This window comes from Nocardia flavorosea NBRC 108225, assembly GCF_001613385.1.
Lineage (GTDB): Bacteria > Actinomycetota > Actinomycetes > Mycobacteriales > Mycobacteriaceae > Nocardia > Nocardia flavorosea.
This window is the reverse complement of sequence record NZ_BDCG01000013.1, coordinates 137217-154878: the sequence shown is the minus strand read 5'-3', so window position 1 is coordinate 154878 and position 17662 is coordinate 137217. Positions and strand designations below refer to the sequence as shown.

Annotated in this window: 16 protein-coding genes and 1 tRNA gene; 11 read left to right on the top strand and 6 right to left on the bottom strand. The window is 66.6% G+C overall.

Going from position 1 to position 17662, the window contains the following annotated elements; translation table 11 throughout:
• Window positions 1–62 precede the first annotated feature (62 nt).
• From NFL01S_RS16515 to NFL01S_RS16500, 4 genes are all read left to right on the top strand, one after another.
• The gene (locus NFL01S_RS16515; RefSeq protein ID WP_084492741.1) at window positions 63–1127 is read left to right on the top strand and encodes a phosphotransferase family protein; all 1065 of its coding nucleotides are present in this window, start codon (window positions 63–65) and stop codon (window positions 1125–1127) included.
• 290 nt (window positions 1128–1417) lie between these two features.
• Window positions 1418–2548, top strand: a complete 1131-nt coding sequence (locus tag NFL01S_RS16510; RefSeq protein ID WP_062976225.1) for an NDMA-dependent alcohol dehydrogenase — start codon at window positions 1418–1420, stop codon at window positions 2546–2548.
• A gap of 440 nt (window positions 2549–2988) precedes the next feature.
• Window positions 2989–3819 carry a serine hydrolase domain-containing protein gene (locus NFL01S_RS16505; protein ID WP_062976223.1) on the top strand — a complete coding sequence of 277 codons (831 nt, stop codon included), beginning with the start codon at window positions 2989–2991 and terminating at the stop codon, window positions 3817–3819.
• A gap of 95 nt (window positions 3820–3914) precedes the next feature.
• Entirely contained in the window at window positions 3915–4448 is a 534-nt protein-coding gene (locus tag NFL01S_RS16500; RefSeq protein WP_062976631.1) for a DUF3145 domain-containing protein, read from the top strand.
• Between the two features lie 118 nt (window positions 4449–4566).
• Here the strand turns inward: NFL01S_RS16500 and NFL01S_RS16495 are convergent, their stop codons facing one another.
• On the bottom strand, window positions 4567–5031 hold the full coding sequence (locus NFL01S_RS16495) for an Rv1443c family protein (protein WP_062976630.1): 465 nt from the start codon (window positions 5029–5031) through the stop codon (window positions 4567–4569).
• Window positions 5032–5129: 98 nt separating this feature from the next.
• Here NFL01S_RS16495 and NFL01S_RS16490 point away from each other — a divergent pair, with 98 nt between their 5' ends.
• From NFL01S_RS16490 to NFL01S_RS16475, 4 genes are all read left to right on the top strand, one after another.
• Window positions 5130–5747 carry a TetR/AcrR family transcriptional regulator gene (locus tag NFL01S_RS16490; protein WP_062976221.1) on the top strand — a complete coding sequence of 206 codons (618 nt, stop codon included), beginning with the start codon at window positions 5130–5132 and terminating at the stop codon, window positions 5745–5747.
• Between the two features lie 335 nt (window positions 5748–6082).
• Window positions 6083–7324: an MFS transporter gene (locus NFL01S_RS16485; RefSeq protein ID WP_210744735.1), complete on the top strand. Its 1242-nt coding sequence runs from the start codon at window positions 6083–6085 to the stop codon at window positions 7322–7324.
• 174 nt (window positions 7325–7498) lie between these two features.
• Entirely contained in the window at window positions 7499–7978 is a 480-nt protein-coding gene (locus NFL01S_RS16480; protein WP_157116594.1) for a hypothetical protein, read from the top strand.
• A gap of 222 nt (window positions 7979–8200) precedes the next feature.
• Window positions 8201–9304, top strand: coding sequence for a GGDEF domain-containing protein (locus NFL01S_RS16475; protein WP_062976217.1), 1104 nt, complete (start codon window positions 8201–8203; stop codon window positions 9302–9304).
• Between the two features lie 602 nt (window positions 9305–9906).
• Here the strand turns inward: NFL01S_RS16475 and NFL01S_RS16465 are convergent.
• On the bottom strand, window positions 9907–10899 hold the full coding sequence (locus tag NFL01S_RS16465) for a zinc-binding dehydrogenase (RefSeq protein ID WP_062976213.1): 993 nt from the start codon (window positions 10897–10899) through the stop codon (window positions 9907–9909).
• A gap of 79 nt (window positions 10900–10978) precedes the next feature.
• On the opposite strand from NFL01S_RS16465, the gene NFL01S_RS37645 reads away from it, so the two are divergent.
• Window positions 10979–11542 (top strand): transposase, encoded by a 564-nt coding sequence (locus NFL01S_RS37645; protein ID WP_084492808.1) that lies wholly within the window; start codon window positions 10979–10981, stop codon window positions 11540–11542.
• Here NFL01S_RS37645 and NFL01S_RS16460 read toward each other — a convergent pair.
• The 4 genes from NFL01S_RS16460 to NFL01S_RS16445 form a co-directional block, all read right to left on the bottom strand.
• A tRNA-Val gene (locus NFL01S_RS16460) sits at window positions 11499–11573 on the bottom strand. The genes NFL01S_RS37645 and NFL01S_RS16460 overlap by 44 nt on opposite strands.
• 31 nt (window positions 11574–11604) lie before the next feature.
• On the bottom strand, window positions 11605–12069 hold the full coding sequence (locus NFL01S_RS16455; protein WP_062976211.1) for a peroxiredoxin: 465 nt from the start codon (window positions 12067–12069) through the stop codon (window positions 11605–11607).
• A gap of 64 nt (window positions 12070–12133) precedes the next feature.
• Window positions 12134–12556: a DUF3052 domain-containing protein gene (locus NFL01S_RS16450; RefSeq protein ID WP_062976209.1), complete on the bottom strand. Its 423-nt coding sequence runs from the start codon at window positions 12554–12556 to the stop codon at window positions 12134–12136.
• A gap of 130 nt (window positions 12557–12686) precedes the next feature.
• Complete coding sequence (locus tag NFL01S_RS16445; RefSeq protein WP_062976207.1) at window positions 12687–13241, bottom strand: Rv2240c family protein; 555 nt, start codon at window positions 13239–13241, stop codon at window positions 12687–12689.
• A 211-nt stretch (window positions 13242–13452) separates the two neighbouring features.
• Here NFL01S_RS16445 and aceE point away from each other — a divergent pair, with 211 nt between their 5' ends.
• A complete protein-coding gene (gene aceE / locus NFL01S_RS16440; RefSeq protein ID WP_443093700.1) occupies window positions 13453–16296 on the top strand; it encodes a pyruvate dehydrogenase (acetyl-transferring), homodimeric type in 2844 nt (947 codons plus the stop codon).
• 10 nt (window positions 16297–16306) lie between these two features.
• A complete protein-coding gene (locus NFL01S_RS16435) occupies window positions 16307–17641 on the top strand; it encodes a PucR family transcriptional regulator (protein WP_245670746.1) in 1335 nt (444 codons plus the stop codon).
• The last annotated feature ends 21 nt before the right edge of the window (window positions 17642–17662 follow it).

Below are 17662 nucleotides of genomic sequence, written 5' to 3'. Positions count from 1 at the left end.
GCCGGGCGGGTGTCCCGAACTGTTGTCGGTTGCCTGCAGTTGTGCGGGCGAGGTGGGGCACAATGTCGGACATGTCTGTTGCGCAGCCGGTAGGCGTGGATCGGGAACACGTCGACTTCACCGTGGTCGGGAACTGGATGGATGAGCGCGGGCTCACCGGTGGAGAGTTCCGGGAGGTGAAGGCCCTGGGTGGGGGCACCCAGAACATCATGCTGCGGTTCACCCGCGGTGATCGCGACTATGTGCTGCGCCGCGGGCCGGCCCATCTGCGCCCCAAGAGCAACGAGGTCATCCGGCGGGAGGCGCGACTGCTCGGCGCGCTTTCCGGTACCGATGTGCGGGCGCCCCGGGTGATCGCGGCCGAACTCGACGAATCGGTCCTGGGCGCGGTGTTCTATCTGATGGAGCCGATCGAGGGATACAACCCGCAGACCGAACTACCGGCCGAATTCGCCGGCGACCCGGCCGCCCGGCACGCGATGGGGCTGTCCGCTGTGGAGGCCATCGCCCGCCTGGGCGCGCTCGATTACCAGGCGCTCGGGTTGTCCGACTACGGCAAACCGGACGGCTTCCTGGAACGGCAGGTCGGCCGGTGGATGCACGAACTCGACTCGTACTCGGCCAACGAGGGTTACCCCGGCCCGCAGATCCCCGGCCTGAACGACGTGGCCGACTGGCTCGAGCGCCACCGTCCCACCACCTGGACGCCGGGCATCCTGCACGGCGACTGCCATCTCGCCAATATCATGTTCTCCTACGAACGCCCCGAGGTGGCGGCGCTGGTGGACTGGGAGATGTCGACCATCGGTGATCCGCTGCTGGATCTCGGCTGGCAGATCGCCACCCGGCCGGAACCGGGTACGTCCGGCGCCGCGCTCATCGGCAAACTGGGGGAGGCTGGTGGACTGCCGTCGAGCGCGGAGATGATCGCGCACTACGGCACATTCTCCGACCGGGACCTGAGCGCGGTCACCTGGTACACCGTGCTGGCCTGTTTCAAACTCGGCATCGTGCTGGAGGGCACCTACGCGCGCGCCTTCGCCGGTAAGGCACCCAAGAAGGTCGGTGATTTCCTGCACGCGAACACCCTGGAGCTGTTCGCGCGGGCGCGCAGCCTCCTGGAGTAGGAACAAGTTTCACTCTCAGGCATGGATGGCGGCTCCCGGTTGTGTCCGGGGGTCGCCGTCGTGTTTCCGGCCGCGGTGCTGTGCGGACCGTCGGCTCTGGCGTATCGACGGTGGAAGCGGACGATTCGGGTGTAGTCTCCGCCGCGTATGCCGCCTCGGCGGGGGTCATGTGGTCGATCGACCAATTGTTCGCGGAAATTCTTTGCCAACCCACTAGAACGTGTTCCAGTTCGTATCGTAGTGTGGAGACTGTCACATGAAAGCCCGCGCATGCGAGAGGTCGGACACGAATGAAGACGAAGGGCGCGATCCTGTGGGGGATCGACGAGCCGTGGTCCGTCGAGGAAATCGAACTCGGCGACCCCCGTGGCGGCGAGGTGCAGATCCGGATGGAAACCGCCGGTATGTGCCATTCGGACCACCATATGGTCACCGGTGCCACCCCGATGCCGTCGTTCCCGGCGATGGGCGGCCACGAAGGCGCGGGCGTCATCACCAAACTGGGCCCCAACACGCCACCCGATCTCGCCGTCGGCGATCACGTGGTGCTGTCGTTCATCCCGGCCTGTGGACGCTGCCCGGCCTGCGTATCCGGGAACATGGCCCTGTGCGATCTGGGTATGGGTCTGCTCTCCGGGCAGTCGGTCAGCGACGGTAGCTACCGCATCCAGGCCCGCGGCAAGGACGTCATCCCGATGTGCCTGCTCGGGACCTTCTCCCCGTACATGACGGTGCACCACACCTCGGTGGTCAAGATCGACCCCGAGATCCCGTTCGAGGTCGCCTGCCTCGTCGGCTGCGGTGTGCCCACCGGTTTCGGATCCTCCACCCACGTCGCCAACGTCATGCCGGGGGAGACCGCGGCCATCGTCGGTGTCGGCGGTGTCGGGATGAGCGCGCTGCAGGGCGCGGTGCTGTCCGGGGCCCGCAAGGTCGTCGCCATCGACCCGAACCCGTGGAAACGGGAACAGGCCATCAAGTTCGGCGCCACCCACGCCTACGCCAGCATGACCGAGGCCATCGCACCGCTGATGGAGGTCACCGAAGGCCGGATGGCGGACAAGGTCATCCTCACCATGGGTGAGATGGAAGGCTCCTACATCGAAGAGGGCCTGATCCTCACCGCGAAGGCCGGCACCCTGGTGGTCACCTCCATGGGCCGCATGGATGCCTTCGACGTGAAGATGAACAACTTCCTGCTCTGCATGCTGCAGAAGACGGTCAAGGGCTGCATCTTCGGCGGCGGCAACGCCCGCCAGGATGTTCCGAAGCTGCTCTCGCTGTACAAGTCGGGTCAGCTGAACCTGGACGATATGGTCACCCGCAGCTACGCGCTGGAGGATATCAACCAGGGCTACAAGGACATGCTGGACGGCAAGAACATTCGCGGCATCATCAAGTACACCGACGCCGATCGCTGATCCGGTGCCGGGGTAACCGGACGGATCCTCCGCGGATATCGCGTTTTCCGGGACTGCCGGGCCGGTCGAGTACCCGCCCGGCAGTCCCGGATTCGGGTCCGGGCGGCCTATGGATGCTTAGTATGCGATCGTGCCCGGCCGTGCCGGTGCCCATCGGCGCGACCGGCGTCGACTCCGCGTTCGGCCGCCGGGCAGTTGGCCGCGAACTTCTCGCGGTGAGGCCTCGTCGCCCGCCCGGCGATCGTCGCCTGGCCTGTTCCACATGGTCGTGTTCGGTCGGGGAACCGCAGTGGCGCCTGCACGAGCCTGCCGGTATCCGCCTACGAAGTCCTGGACGTGCTCCGGGCCTCGCCCTGCACCGCGTGGTGCGCGGGGTGTCCATCTCGACGAGGGCTCGGGTGAGTTCGATGTCGGCGGCACGGTCTCGTAACCTCGGTGATGTGCGCACACTCGAGCAGATCAAGCAATGGCCGGTCCGGCATGCGGCGGCCGGTGTGGTCACCCGGGATGGCCAGTGGTCGGCCGGTGACGCCGACCGGGTCTTCCGCCTCGCCTCGGTCACCAAACCCCTGGCGGCGTATGCGGCGCTCATCGCGGTGGAGGAAGGGGCGATCGAACTCGACCAGCCTGCCGGGCCGCCCGGTTCGACCGTCCGCCATCTGCTGGCACACACCTCCGGCGTCGCCTTCGATACCACCGATATCCTCGCCCGGCCCGGCGCCAAGCGGATCTACTCCAGTGCCGGTTTCGAATTGCTGGCCGATTTCGTCGCCGAGCACACCGGTATCCCGTTCCCGCAGTATCTGCGCGAGGCCGTGTTCGAGCCGCTGGGCATGCAGGCCTCCGAATTGACGGGTTCGGCCGGGCACGGGGCACATTCCACGCTGGCCGACCTCCTGCGGTTCGCCGCCGAACTCCTCGAGCCGCGGTTGATTTCGGCGCAGACCCATGCCGCCGCGATCACCGTCCAGTTTCCCGGTAGCAACGGGGTGCTGCCCGGATTCGGTTCGCAGCGACCCAACGATTGGGGGCTGGGTTTCGAAATCCGCGACGGTAAATCACCGCATTGGACCGGTACCGCGAACTCGCCACGGACATACGGTCATTTCGGGCAGTCGGGTACGTTCCTCTGGGTCGATCCGCAGCTCGACCTCGCCTGTGTGGCGTTGAGCGACGAGAATTTCGGGGATTGGTCGCGTGAAGTATGGCCTCCGTTCAGTGATTCGGTGATCGATGCGGCCACACTCGCCCGCAACACAGCTGCGCAGTAACACATGTAACACCGGGCACTCGAGTACACTCGGGCAACGCCTTTTCGACGGACCGTTGGGGAAGACGAGCATCGTCGAAACCGGAGGTGTACGTGGTGCGCGCATCGACCCGATACGCGGAGGCAACGGCGGGTGTGGTCTACATCCACTCGTCGCCCACCGCGCTGTGCCCACATATCGAATGGGCGCTCGCGGCCGCACTCGGTAGCCCTGCGGGACTGCGCTGGACCGCGCAGCCGGCGGCGCCGGGGCAACTCCGCGCCACCACCGAATGGATCGGCCCGGCCGGTACCGCCGCCCGGATCGCGCAGTCCCTGCGTTCGTGGCCGGTGCTGCGCTTCGAGGTCACCGAGGATCCCAGCGAGGGAGTCGACGGCGAACGCTACAGCTTCGTCCCGAACCTGGGCCTGTGGCACGGCGCAACCAGCGCCAACGGGGATGTGATGGTGAGTGAGATGCGTTTGCGGGTGATGCTCCAGGCCGCCCGCGAACTCGGCCGGCATTCGGCCTACGACCTTTCCGCCGAGATCGACCGCGCGCTGGGCACCGCCTGGGACGAGGATCTGGAGGTCTATCGCACCGGTAGTGAAGGGGCCGAGATCACCTGGTTGCGTCGCGACGTCGGCTGAGTACCGCGCCCTGTGCCCTCGCTTGCGCACGAGGCGTCCCGTTGCGCGAACCTGCAGCGAGACGTTCCCATGGTGCCCTCGCCGGCCCGCGGGCGCCCGTCCGCCGGCAGTGACGTCATCAGTGTTCGCCGCGCACCCAGCCGCCGGCCGCGAGCACATGCGTCAGTTCGCGCCAGCGGCGCTGTCGGTGGCGGAATATCAGCTCGGCGAAGAGCCGGACGCCGATACCGCGCCAGCCGTCCTCGACCTCGATTTCGTCGGTGTAGCGGCACCTGTTCGCATCGATCGGAGTGAAGGTGAGGCGATGATTCCAGACACGGACAGGCCCGCCGCTCTCGTTGGTGTAGATCTCGGTCGGGCCGAGGTGTATCAGCGTCAGCCGATGGGTCCAGCTCGGTAGTACGCCGAACCACCACAGTCGCGCCGAACCCGAGACGCCCGGCGCGATCGGGTCCGGGAAATCGAGATCCGGGGTACGGAGCAGGGGTGCGACAACGTATTCGAACAGTTCCGGACGTTGTGCCAGCAGGCAGGCGTCCCGTGCGGGGATGGGCAGTTCGGTCGAGAGCCGGACCATGCTCATCTGTTCATCATTGCGAATGCCCGCTGCCCGGGCAATGCCCGGCCGGATCCGGGCCATAGTTATAGACAGTTCGTTACAAAATTGGTTAGGGTGCGGGTATGGCAAGACCACGGAGCTTCGACCGCGAACAGGTCATCGAGGCCGCCACGCGTCAGTTCCGGCAGTCCGGGCTGCACGCCACCAGCGCGGAAGACCTCTGTCGCGCAACGGGTCTCGGGCGAAGCAGTCTCTACAATGCGTTCGGCAGTAAGGATGAACTGTTCGCACAGTGTCTCGATGCCTATCTGGACCGGACGCTGGCGCATGCCGAGGAGGTCATCGGCGATACCGGGCGGGGGATGGTCGACCGGATCGAGACGCTGCTCCGCAGGGTTGCGGCCGAGGAGGCCGAACGTGCCGGCTCGGGTGTGCCGCGGGGCTGCCTGGCGGTGAACACGGTGACCGAACTCGCCGATGACCCGGCCTATGCGGCGTGTGTCGAACGTATCGGCCGCGATACCACTGCCCGTCTGGAGCTGCTCGCTGCCGTGTTGCGGGCAGGTCAGGCGGCGGGGGAGGTGACGACGAGTATCTCCGCCGAGGGGCTCGCCGCCTTCGTGAACTCGGCGGTCGCCGGTTTGCGGGTGGCTTCACAGGGCAGGGTCGCGGCGGTGTGGTCGGACGAGATCATCGCGGCGACGCTGCGGAGCCTGCGGCCGCAGCAGTCGGACGGCTGAACCGATATGGGTGGACAGGTCCCGTGGTGTCCGTTTGTTTTTGGACACTTTGTTACAGAATGCTCGTCCACGGCGACGCCGCTGCAATGGTGAGCTACCGACCGGAGGGATAACGGTCGCGTCACGGGCTCCACCCCGTGGTGTTCGAATGTGTGTATCGATCTCCCGGCGGCCCTTGTGGCCGGGGTTGTGATCGGCCATTTCCGCTCTTGCATGCTCTGCGGCCGGTGGTGGCGGACGAGATCGGCGGTGTGGCCTCGTCACGGCGAGATCTCCGCGCCTGCAGCGGTTCCAATTATAGAACGTTCATTTCAAAACTAGCCAGGAGAGTTCTGTTGACACCGACCCGGTCCGGTAGCCGCGCACCCGCGATACCTGCCGCTGTGTACGTCCTCGCTGCAGGCGTATTCGCCATGGTCACGAGCGAGTTCGCCGTCGCCGGCCTGATGCCGCAGCTGGCCGAGAGCCTGGATACCGATATCGCACAGATCGGTTATCTGGTCACGATATTCGCCCTCGCCATGGCCTTCGGCGGGCCACTGCTCATCCTGGCCCTCCTGCGCCTACCGCCGAAAACCGCGATCATGGTGGTCTTCGCGATTTTCTTCGCCGGTAACCTGCTCGCCGCGCTGGCTTCCTCGTACGCCGTCATGGTGGTGGCCCGGATCGTGACCGGGATTGCCGCGCAAGCGTTCTTCGGACTGGCGGTGTCGGTGTGCATGGGTATCGTCGACGCGAGCGGCCGCGGCCGCGCGGTGAGTGTCGCCATGAGTGGCCTGATGCTCGGCACCCTCCTCGGTCTGCCGCTGGCCACCTTCATCGGCGGCCGGCTCGGCTGGCAGGCCGCCTTCTGGGCAGTCGGCGTCCTCACCGTCGTGGCGGCGGCGCTCACCCTGGCCCTGGTCCGCAACCCGGGGGATCCGGAGGACTCCAGGGCCGAAAACGGAACCTTCACAGAGCAGCTGCGCGCATTCCGTAGTCCCCGACTCCTGCTCGCACTGGTCACCAGCACCTTGATCATCGGCGCGACATTCTCCGTCTTCAGTTTCCTCGCGCCGATCCTCACCCGCGTCAGCGGCTTCACCGAAGGTTCGGTACCGCTGCTCCTGCTCGCCTATGGCGCAGCAACCCTGGTGGGCAATTTTGTCGTCGGCAGGCTCGCCGATCGTCACACCGTGCCCACACTCCTCGCCGGCACGCTGCTCAATATCGTTTTCCTCCTCGGCTTCGCACTCGGCACCGGCTCCCAGCCGCTCGCGATACTGTTCATGCTCGGTATCGGCCTCGTCGGTGTGACGATGAACCCGGCCATGGCCGTGCGTGTCCAACGCGCCGGCGGCACCGGAGTCCTCGTGAACACCGTGCACACCTCGTTCATCACTTTCGGCGTAGTAGTCGGTTCCGCACTCGGTTCCCGCCTCCTCGCGGAATACGGCCTGCGGGCCCCGATCGTTCTCGGTGCGGTTCTCGCCGTCCTGGCGGTCGCCGCGATCCTTCCGGCCGCACGCGATCCACGCCTGCGCAGCGGAAGCACGACCGGTCCCCAGCACGCCACCCAGGAGGAGCAGCCCGTGTAAGTCGGCTGACGCTCATCGCCGCGGAATCGCCGGGCCGGTGCTCGGGTCGGGTGCAGAAATCGGCACCAGGTCGGTGGTGCACGATCCCGAGCGCGGGTCGGTGGCCCGCGGCGCACCGCTCCGCAACTGAGAAACGCTGTGCTGGGTGGTATCTCGTGCACGGAATGGGCAGCGGTGAGATACGAGGCCTCCCTCGAGGGCATCCGGGCGTGGCCGGTGCGCCGGCTCCGGGCAAAGGAGCGCGGCGGAGGGGATCTACCGCCGCACCGGCATCCGAATGGCAAACGATGGGGGACGGTCGCCTATCCGGCGGGAGCTTGCCCGGCGCGTGGAGAGCCGCCCGATCCGGCACGGGAACTCGCCGGCGGGCTCACCCAGCGCCCGTCCGACGTGCCGCTGCAGCGTTTAGCCACCGATCTCGAGCCCTATCCCGTGGCGGACGGGTGGTTCAATCCGATCGCCGGCGCGCTCCCGGCGGGGCAAACGAACGAGTGGCGCCGGATGCACCGTGGTCTGGACCGGGTCACCCGGCTCACCGTGCTGACCGATCTCGCCGAGCTACAGCGATGGCTTCCGCTGGTCCGGCGGTTCTCCTACGTACTGCCACCGCCCGGCGGATGGCCGGGCCGGAGACGGGTTACTTCTTCTACCTGATCCGGCGGGCGCGGGGCAGTAAAGCTGTCGAAAACATATCCGCTGTTCACCGGGGCTGTGTCATGAACTCGGAGGGACGGTCGTGGGGTGCAACACATACTCGCCGTTCGGTTATGAATGTGTTCGGTCTAGACTGCTCCGCACGAGCCGGTGAGATACCCCGGAACTCGCATTCGGTACGAGCGGTGGTGGGCTGACGCGGCCGGGACCAAAGGTGAGTCGATGAACAACGTCAAGACGTTGCGGGCCTGGTGGAACGACCCGGTCGACTACCGCTGGCTGGTGGCCACCCTGAATGCCCGGTCGGCTCTGCTGCCGTTGAAGATACTGATCGGTGTCGCGGGCGCGCTGATAGCCATGATGGGCGCCGTGATCACGGGGACGCCGGTGGGGCCGCCCGGCAGTCCGGGGATTTTTTCGGCGTTCGGGGTGCTGTCCGGGATCTTGTGGGCGTTGCGCTGGTGGCTGCTGCCCTGGCCGAGTAAGAACGAGTCCCTGGCGCTGATGGCCTTCGCCGACGTGTTGTTCATCGTGGAGTTCCTCCAGGTGCCGGACCGCCTGTTCGGGGCGATGGGCACGGCGCTGCTCGTGGTCAGCGGCAGTTATCTGGGCGGTTTCCACAGTGCGCGTGTCCTCGCGGCTCATTCGGTATGGGCTTTCCTTGCGGTGATCATGTTCTCGGTGCGCATAGTCACCGGTGGCGGGGATATTCGCCTGGCCGTCGCGGTCGCGCTGCTGCTGTTCGTCTCGGTGGTCAGTGCGGTACCCGCATTGCAGATTCTCTACTGGCTGCTGCGTAACGAATCGCTGTCGGACCCGCTCACCGAACTGCTCAACCGGCGCGGCCTGGAGATCCGGCTACCGCGGCTCGTGGAGCGGTACCCCGCGATCTGCGTCATGACCTTAGACCTCGACCGGTTCAAGACCATCAACGACACGTGGGGGCATCGCGTCGGCGATACCGTCCTGGTGCGGACCGCCGGGCGGCTGGCCGACGCCGCAGGGGGGCAGGCGGTGGTGGCGCGCACGGGCGGGGAGGAGTTCGTGGTCGCCGCTCCGATCCCCGCCGCCGATGCACACGCCGAAGCCGAACGCCTGCGCCTCGCTGTCGCCGAGCCGCCGGCGACAGCGGTGGAGGTCACCGCGAGCGTCGGTGTCGCTGTCTTCGATGCCCTGGTGTGCCCCCAGTGTCCGCGCCCGACCCCGGATCGGCTGCTGCACTTCGCTGACGCCGCCATGTATCGGGCGAAACAGTCCGGCGGGAATCTGGTGGTAGTCGATGAGCTCACCCCACCGCAGGATCACCGCCATCCAGTATCCGGCTGACGGGGAGCCGCGGTATTCGTTGGACGCCGGTGCATCACTGTGCAACCGGGACCGAGCTCTATTACGGAATGTTCCAGACGAACGAGCCGGCCGGAGGAAATCGCCGGCCACGACGGCACTGGCCGCGATGAACACGGTGGTGATCAGATCGCGTCGCGGTCACCGAACCGGTGCCCGCGCCTGCTTCCAGAACCTCGAGAGGCCGGCCGGACTGTGGCTGCACAGGTTCGGCCGGCCGCAGGGCAAGAGCTTGTCCGCTCGGTGCCACGGCGCCGATTGTGCGCGGATCACGCGCGGCTTCCCGCAGAAACACATCAGGGCGCCCGCCTTCGCCGCCGCCCAGGCGACCCGTTCACCGAGTAGCGCGCGCCCGCCGGGCGGTGCATCGGCCGATCCACCGCGCAGCGCGGACCGGGCGAGCCATCGACTACTTCGAATCGGTGAGCCGTGACCGCACTCGGCTTCCTGGTCGCGATCGGGTTGCCGCTGGGCGTCCTGCTCTGGACGGTGTTGTATCCGCCGCGCTGATCGGCTGTATCGGCGGCTCGGGTCACATCGGTGGTTTCGCTACCTCTTCCGACCCGAGGACCCGACCCGTCAGGCTACCGGTCCAGAGGATGCACAGCGATGGCGATCTTGCCGCGAGGACGCCTGCGACCATCGCTGGTAGTGCCACCTTCCAGCAGTGTGTGCGCCTGCGCGACATCGGCCAGCGGCAACACAGCGCCGATCACCGGTCGGAGCTTGCCCTGGTCGACCAGTCGGCCGAGGGCTTCGAGCTTCGCCCGGCCGGGACTGACGAAGACGAAGTGGTAGGCCGCGTTCACGCCCCACGCGGCGAGCAGGTTCTGGGGTTCGGAGATGTCCACGATGGACACCACACGGCCTCGGTCGGCGAGGACCTCCGGACTGCGGGAGAGGGTGTCCCCGCCCACGGTGTCCAGGACGACGTCCACCCCGCCCATCTCCCGGACCTGCGGCACGTAGTCACCGGTCGAGAAGTCGATCGCGGTGTCGGCACCGAGTTCGGTGACGAACTCGTGATCCCGGACCCGCGCGGTGGTGACCACCTCGGCTCCCAGCGCCCTGGCGAGCTGGATGGCGGCCGAACCGACCCCGCCGGCTCCACCGTGCACCAAAACCCGCTCCCCGACCCGCAGCCCCGCACGCTCGACCAGGGCCTCCCACACGGTCACGCCCACGAGCGCGAGACCGGCGGCCTCGATATGCGACAGCCCCGCGGGCTTGCGGGCGACCAGCGCCTGGTCGACCACATGGAACTCGGCATAGGTCCCCTGCCCGGCGAACACCGGCGCCAGATACCAGACCTCGTCACCCGCCTGGAACTCGTCCGCCCCAGGGCCGGTCTCGACCACCACGCCGGACACGTCGTTACCGATCACCGCAGGCAACGCGACCTCGTCACGGTAGTCACCACGCCGAGTCTGCAGATCGAGAGGGTTCACCGACGTGGCCATCACCCGCACCAGTACCTGGCCGGGCCCCGGGACAGGCCGCGGCAGCTCCCGGGACACGAACGCCTCGTCCGCACCACCGAAGTGGACGAGCTCCATCACTCGCATTGAGGTAGACATTCGACAACCCTAAACTGAGGTTCCCCACTTCCGTGGAGGGCTCTGAGCATGGTCCGACAGGACCAGGAAGGAGCCCCGCGTGGCAGCACCGAAGCAATACCCGGACGAGTTGAAGGCTCGAGCGGTCCGGTTGTGTCCGGACTCGGGCCCGAATCCCACGATCCGCAAGCTCGCCCAGCAGTTGGGCGTGCATCATGAGGCGCTGCGGAACTGGATCCGCCGAGCCGATGCCGACAGCGACCGGAACCAGCAGACGCCGATCTGGCCGAGGAGAACAAGCGGCTGCGTGAACAGGTCGCCGAGTTGGAGCGGGTCAACGACGTTCTGCGTTCGGCGAGTGCGTTTTTCGCCTCGGCGCTCGCCCAGACCCGGAGGTGATCGCGGGAGTTCGTCAAGGACAGCCGGCACCCGGTCGAGCTCGTATTGCGGGTGCTCGGGATTGCCTCGTCGCCCTTTTACTCGTCGAACTCTCGTAGCCCCGTGCTTATGGCGCGTCTCTTCCGACGCGCGAGCAATCGTCTGGCCCCATGAATGCCCCACGAACTCGGCGCGGGGTAGCCATGTAGGGGGTCGGTCTGCTCTCTTACCTGGCATTTTTCTGGTGGGCGCAGACGGGTTCGAACCGCCGACCGCTGGTGTGTAAAACCAGAGCTCTACCGCTGAGCTATACGCCCGGATCCCCCGGAGCGGATCCGGGGGAACGGTCTATGAATCTAGCGCGGCGAGCGCTTTCTCCCAAGCCGCCTGGTCACGGGGCTCTCCGGGACCGTTCATCTCCGAAAATCGGATGATTCCCTCGCGGTCCACGACGAAGGTGCCGCGGTTGGCGAAGCCGGTGGTGTCGTTGAAGACGCCGTAGTCCTGTGCGATCTTTCCGTGCGGCCAGAAGTCCGACAGCAGCGGGAAGGTGTAGCCCTGTTCGGCGGCCCAGATCTTGTGGGTCGGCGGGGGGCCCACCGAGATCGCGATGATCTCGGCGTTGTCGTTCTGGAAGCGCGGCAGTTCGTCGCGGACCTTGCACAGCTCGCCCTGGCAGATGCCGGTGAAAGCGAGCGGGTAGAACACGATCAGGACGTTCTTCTTGCCGCGGTAATCCGACAGCGAGACTTCCTGATTGTTCTGGTCCTTGAGGGTGAACTCCGGCGCCTGGGTGCCTACCTCGAGGGGCATGGGTATCCTCCGAATCTCCCGCCGCGCACCCGTGTTCCGGGCGCGCGGCACAGCTGTGGGCGGCTCAGCGCTGTTTGGTCGGTGCCTTGGGCTGCACCAGCCGGCTGGCCGACCATTCACCGAGTTTTATCGCCGAGGTCTGGGTGAGCCCCGCCGTCGGTGCGGATTCGGCGATCTCACTGGGATCGACGTGCCCGTCGTTACCGGTTTTCGGGGTCAGCACCCAGATGAAGCCGTCGTCGGCCAGTGGGCCGATCGCCTCCATCAGCTCGTCGACCAGGTCGCCGTCGCCGTCCCGCCACCACAGCAGGACGACATCGATGACCTCGTCGGAATCCTCGTCCAGCAGTTCACTGCCGGAGGTCTCCTCGACGTCGGCCCGGAGGTCGTCGTTGGTGTCCTCGTCCCAGCCCAGCTCCTGGACAACCATTCCGTGGGTGATGCCAAGCTTCTGAGCGAAATTCTGATCGTCCGCCGCGGCGACCACGGTGGCGTCCTCCTCAACTCCCGACTACAAGATATCTGCAAGCGAACATGGTTATCGGCCCTAACGCAAGCCGATCGGGTAGATCGAATTTCTGATGTCGTGACAAAAGCCTGGTGACGGGCCTTCGAGATCATCCGGGGCAGGCATCGCGTACCGCGTTGCGCGCGTCGTTCACGCGCTTGCTCGCATCGTTGAGCGGTCCGACGGGGGAGGTGTAGGTCATCTCCCGGGTCGCTTGTGACAGGGCGCGGGCCGCGTTGACGTAGTCGGTGAATTTCGCCTTCAGCTCGTCGGGCAGATTCGCGCCGGCGGCGTTCACTCCACCCTCGACCTGATTCGCGGCGTCGTCGAGCGCGGTGACCGCGGCGTCACGTTTGGCGTCGTAGTCGGGCGCGTTGCTGTCGTGCGCGTCGACGAACTCGTTGTACTTGGTGACACCGATGCCGGTGGTGCCCGGGAACAGACCGCAGTTGTCGGCGATCGCCTTGTCGCGGGCGGCCGCGATCTGCGACGACGTAGCCGCCGCGGACGAGGAGGAGGCGAAACTGCGGTAGGCGGTGGCTTCGGCGGCGTTGGGTGTCGCGACGCCTTCGATCTGGTTCGCGCAACCCGCCAGGGTCGCGCCGGTGACCAGTGCCGCCGCTGCGCAAACAAGCCCGAATCGGCGCGGGTCCAGCCCTTGCATCGTCCTCCGACTCCTCGGTTACCACTGCGTAGCCCTGCCTGTCGAACGGTACTGGATGGGCGGCTGACATGATGATGTGGGACGCGCCACGCAAGGACGCGGGCGCGCCCGGAACTAGTCGTCACGGGTGACCTGCACACCAGCGGGCCACCCGGGGTCACCGCAGCCATCAGCTCGACCACCCCCTGTACGAGGAGCAGTTTTGACCGATCTGATCCACTCTGGCGTCCCGGCGGAATCCGCTGAGCCGGGTTCCGCGCCCACCCCCGGCACTGCTAACGGTGTACCGCCCGGTGGCCGAGTCCGTGTGATTCGTGAAGGAGTGGCCTCTTACCTACCGGATATAGATCCGGAGGAGACCAGCGAATGGCTCGAATCATTCGATGAGATGCTCGACCGCGAAGGTCCCGGCCGCGCCCGCTACCTGATGCTCCGGATGCTCGAACGTGCCGGTGAGCGCCGGGTATCGATTCCTTCGCTGACGTCCACCGATTACGTCAACACCATTCCGACCGAGAACGAGCCCTGGTTCCCCGGCGACGAGGAGACCGAGCGGCGCTTTCGGGCCTGGATCCGCTGGAACGCGGCCATCATGGTGCACCGGGCTCAGCGACCGGGTATCGGCGTCGGCGGGCATATCTCGACCTATGCGTCGTCGGCGGCGCTGTACGAAGTCGGGTTCAACCATTTCTTCCGCGGTAAGGACCATCCCGGCGGCGGCGATTCGATCTTCATCCAGGGTCATGCCTCGCCCGGTATCTATGCCCGCGCTTTCCTCGAGGGCCGGCTCAGCACCGATCAGCTCGACGGTTTCCGCCAGGAGTACAGCCACGGCGGTCTCGGTAAGGGCCTGCCGTCGTATCCGCATCCGCGGTTGCTGAGCGATTTCTGGGAATTCCCGACGGTGTCGATGGGCCTGGGCCCGATGAACGCCATCTACCAGGCCCGGTTCAACCACTACCTGCACGATCGCGGGATCTCCGACACCTCGGATCAGCACGTGTGGGCGTTCCTGGGCGACGGCGAGATGGACGAACCCGAATCGCGCGGTCTCGCCCATGTGGCGGCCATGGAGGGCCTGGACAATCTGACCTTCGTGGTGAACTGCAACCTGCAGCGCCTCGACGGACCGGTCCGCGGTAACGGCAAGATCATCCAGGAGCTGGAATCGTTCTTCCGCGGCGCCGGCTGGAATGTGATCAAGGTGATCTGGGGCCGCGAATGGGATGCGCTGCTGGGCGCGGACCGCGACGGCGCGCTGGTGAATCTGATGAACACCACACCCGACGGCGACTACCAGACCTACAAGGCCAACGACGGCGCCTACGTCCGCGACCATTTCTTCGGCCGTGACCCGCGCACCAAGGCCCTGGTGCAGGATCTGTCGGATCAGGAGATCTGGAACCTCAAGCGCGGCGGTCACGACTACCGCAAGGTGTACGCGGCGTACGCGGCGGCGCTGGCGCACAAGGGCCAGCCCACGGTGATCCTGGCGAAGACGATCAAGGGCTACACCCTCGGTAAGCATTTCGAGGGCCGTAACGCCACGCACCAGATGAAGAAGCTGACGCTGCAGGATCTGAAGGATTTTCGCGATCTGCAGCGCATCCCGATCAGCGATGCCGAGCTGGAGAAGGATCCGTACCTGCCCCCGTACTACCATCCGGGCGCGGAGACCAAGGAGATCCAGTACATGCTGGATCGCCGTAAGGCGCTCGGTGGTTATCTGCCGGAGCGGCGGACGAACGTGGCCCCGCTGAAACTGCCGGGCGACGAGGCGTACAAATCGGTGCGCAAGGGGTCCGGGAAGCAGAATGTGGCCACCACCATGGCCCTGGTGCGGCTGATGAAGGAACTGCTGCGCGATAAGGAGATCGGCAAGCGGATCGTGCCGATCATCCCGGACGAGGCCCGCACCTTCGGGATGGACTCGTGGTTCCCCTCGCTGAAGATCTACAACCGCAACGGCCAGCTCTACACCTCGGTCGACGCGGAACTGATGCTCGCCTACAAGGAGAGCACCGTCGGGCAGATCCTGCACGAGGGCATCAACGAGGCCGGGTCCACCGCATCGTTCACCGCGGTCGGCACGTCGTATGCCACCCACGGCGAGCCGATGATCCCGCTCTACATCTTCTATTCGATGTTCGGGTTCCAGCGCACCGGCGACGGGCTGTGGGCCGCGGCCGATCAGCTGGCCCGCGGGTTCGTGCTCGGCGCGACCGCGGGGCGGACCACGCTCACCGGTGAGGGCCTGCAGCACAACGACGGGCATTCGCTGCTGCTGGCGGCCACCAATCCCGCCGTGGTGTCCTACGATCCGGCGTTCTCCTTCGAGATCGCCCATATCGTGCGCGACGGCCTGCGCCGGATGTACGGCGGCACTCCGGGTGTGGACGGGTTCGGCGGGGAGAACATCTTCTACTACCTCACCCTGTACAACGAGCCCTACCAGCAGCCGGCCGAGCCCGAGGACCTGGACGTCGACGGTCTGCTCAAGGGCATCTACCTGTACCGCAAGGGCGGTGCGGGAGATGTGCGCGCGCAGATCCTGGTCTCCGGTGTCACCGTGCCCGACGGTCTGCGGGCCCAGCAGCTACTGGCCGACCACTGGGGTGTGGCCGCCGACGTCTGGTCGGTCACCTCGTACGGTCAGCTGCGCCGCGAGGCCCTCGAACTGGAGATCGAGGCGCTGCACCATCCGGGTGAGGATCCGGGGCAGCCCTATGTCGCCCGTGCGCTGGCCGGGGCCGAGGGCCCGTTCGTTGCGGCCTCGGACTGGGTGCGTGCGGTACCGGACCAGATCCGCAAATGGGTGCCGGGCGATTTCACCACCCTCGGTACCGACGGGTTCGGGTTCTCCGATACCCGCCCGGCCGCGCGCCGGGTGTTCAACGTGGACGCCGAATCCATCACCGTCGCCGCGTTGGCGGGACTGGCCCGGATGGGCAAACTCGACTCGGCCAAGGCCGCCGAGGCCGCGGCCCGGTATCGGATCGACGATGTATCCGCCGCGGAGAAGTTCACCGCCGGCGGGGCAGGAGATGCGGAGTGACGACAACTCGATGATCGAACGCAGACCACCGCGACCCCGCCGGGTCACCGAAGGATCCGCTGCGAACGAGGTGTACCTGCCGACCGGCGCGCTGTCGCCGAACCGGCAGACCCGCGACCCCTTACCGGACACGCTGCTGCGACGCGTCAAGCAGTTCTCCGGCCGGCTGTCCACCGAAGCCGTGGGGTCGATGCAGGACCGGTTGCCGTTCTTCGCCGATCTGGACGCCGCGCAGCGCGCGGGTGTGCAGATGCTGGTGCAGACCGCGGTGGTCAACTTCCTGGAATGGCTCCAGGACCCGGACAGCGATATCCGGTTCAGTCTGGACGCCTTCCAGGTGATCCCGCAGGATCTGGCGCGGCGGCTGACGCTGCGCCAGACCGTGGACATGGTGCGGGTGGCCATGGAGTTCTTCGAACAGTGGCTGCCCGCGCTGGCACGTAACGATCGCCAGCTGGTGGCGCTCACCGAGGCGGTACTGCGATACGGGCGTGAGCTCGGATTCGCGGCCGCCTCGGTGTACGCCAGTGCCGCCGAATCCCGGGGCGCCTGGGACACCCGGCTGGAGGCACTGGTGGTCGACGCGGTGGTGCGTGGGGACACCGGCCCGGACATGCTTTCCCGGGCCGCCACGTTGAACTGGGACGCCACTGCGCCGGCCACAGTGCTGGTGGGCACCCCGCCGCTGGATCAGGGCATCTCGGTAGTCGGGGCGGTGCACACCATCGCGGCCCGGCACGGCCGGGCTGCGCTCGCGGTGGTGCAGGGGTCGCGGCTGGTGATGGTGGTGAGCGGCCATCTCGGTGACGCTCCGCACTCCTCGCCGTTCATGGACGATCTGCTCACCGAGGCGTTCTCCGACGGTCCCGTGGTGATCGGGCCGACCACCCGCACCCTGGGCGCGGCGCACAGCAGCGCGCTCGAGGCGCTGGCCGGGATGGAGGCCGTCATCGGATGGCGGGACGCGCCGCGACCCGTGCACGCGATGGAACTGTTGCCCGAACGGGCGCTGCTCGGTGATCGAGCTGCGCTCGACGCACTTGTCGAGTACCTTGTGCTTCCGTTGGCAAGGGCGGGTTCCGCGCTCGCGGACACTCTCGATGCCTACCTGGAATGCGGCGGCGCGGTCGAGATGTGTGCTCGGCAACTGTACGTTCATCCAAATACTGTGCGTTATCGGCTGAAGCGGATCAGCGAGGTCACCGGCCGCGATCCGCTCAACCCGCGGGACTTCTACGTGCTGCGAATTGCCGCCACGGTGGGTCGGCTGACACGAACACGTAACGATTCGTCAACACCAGCCTCAGAGGAATCTTTTGTCCCGATGGACAAAGATGGGCTGTAACGGTTGGGAACTGTCCTCCGA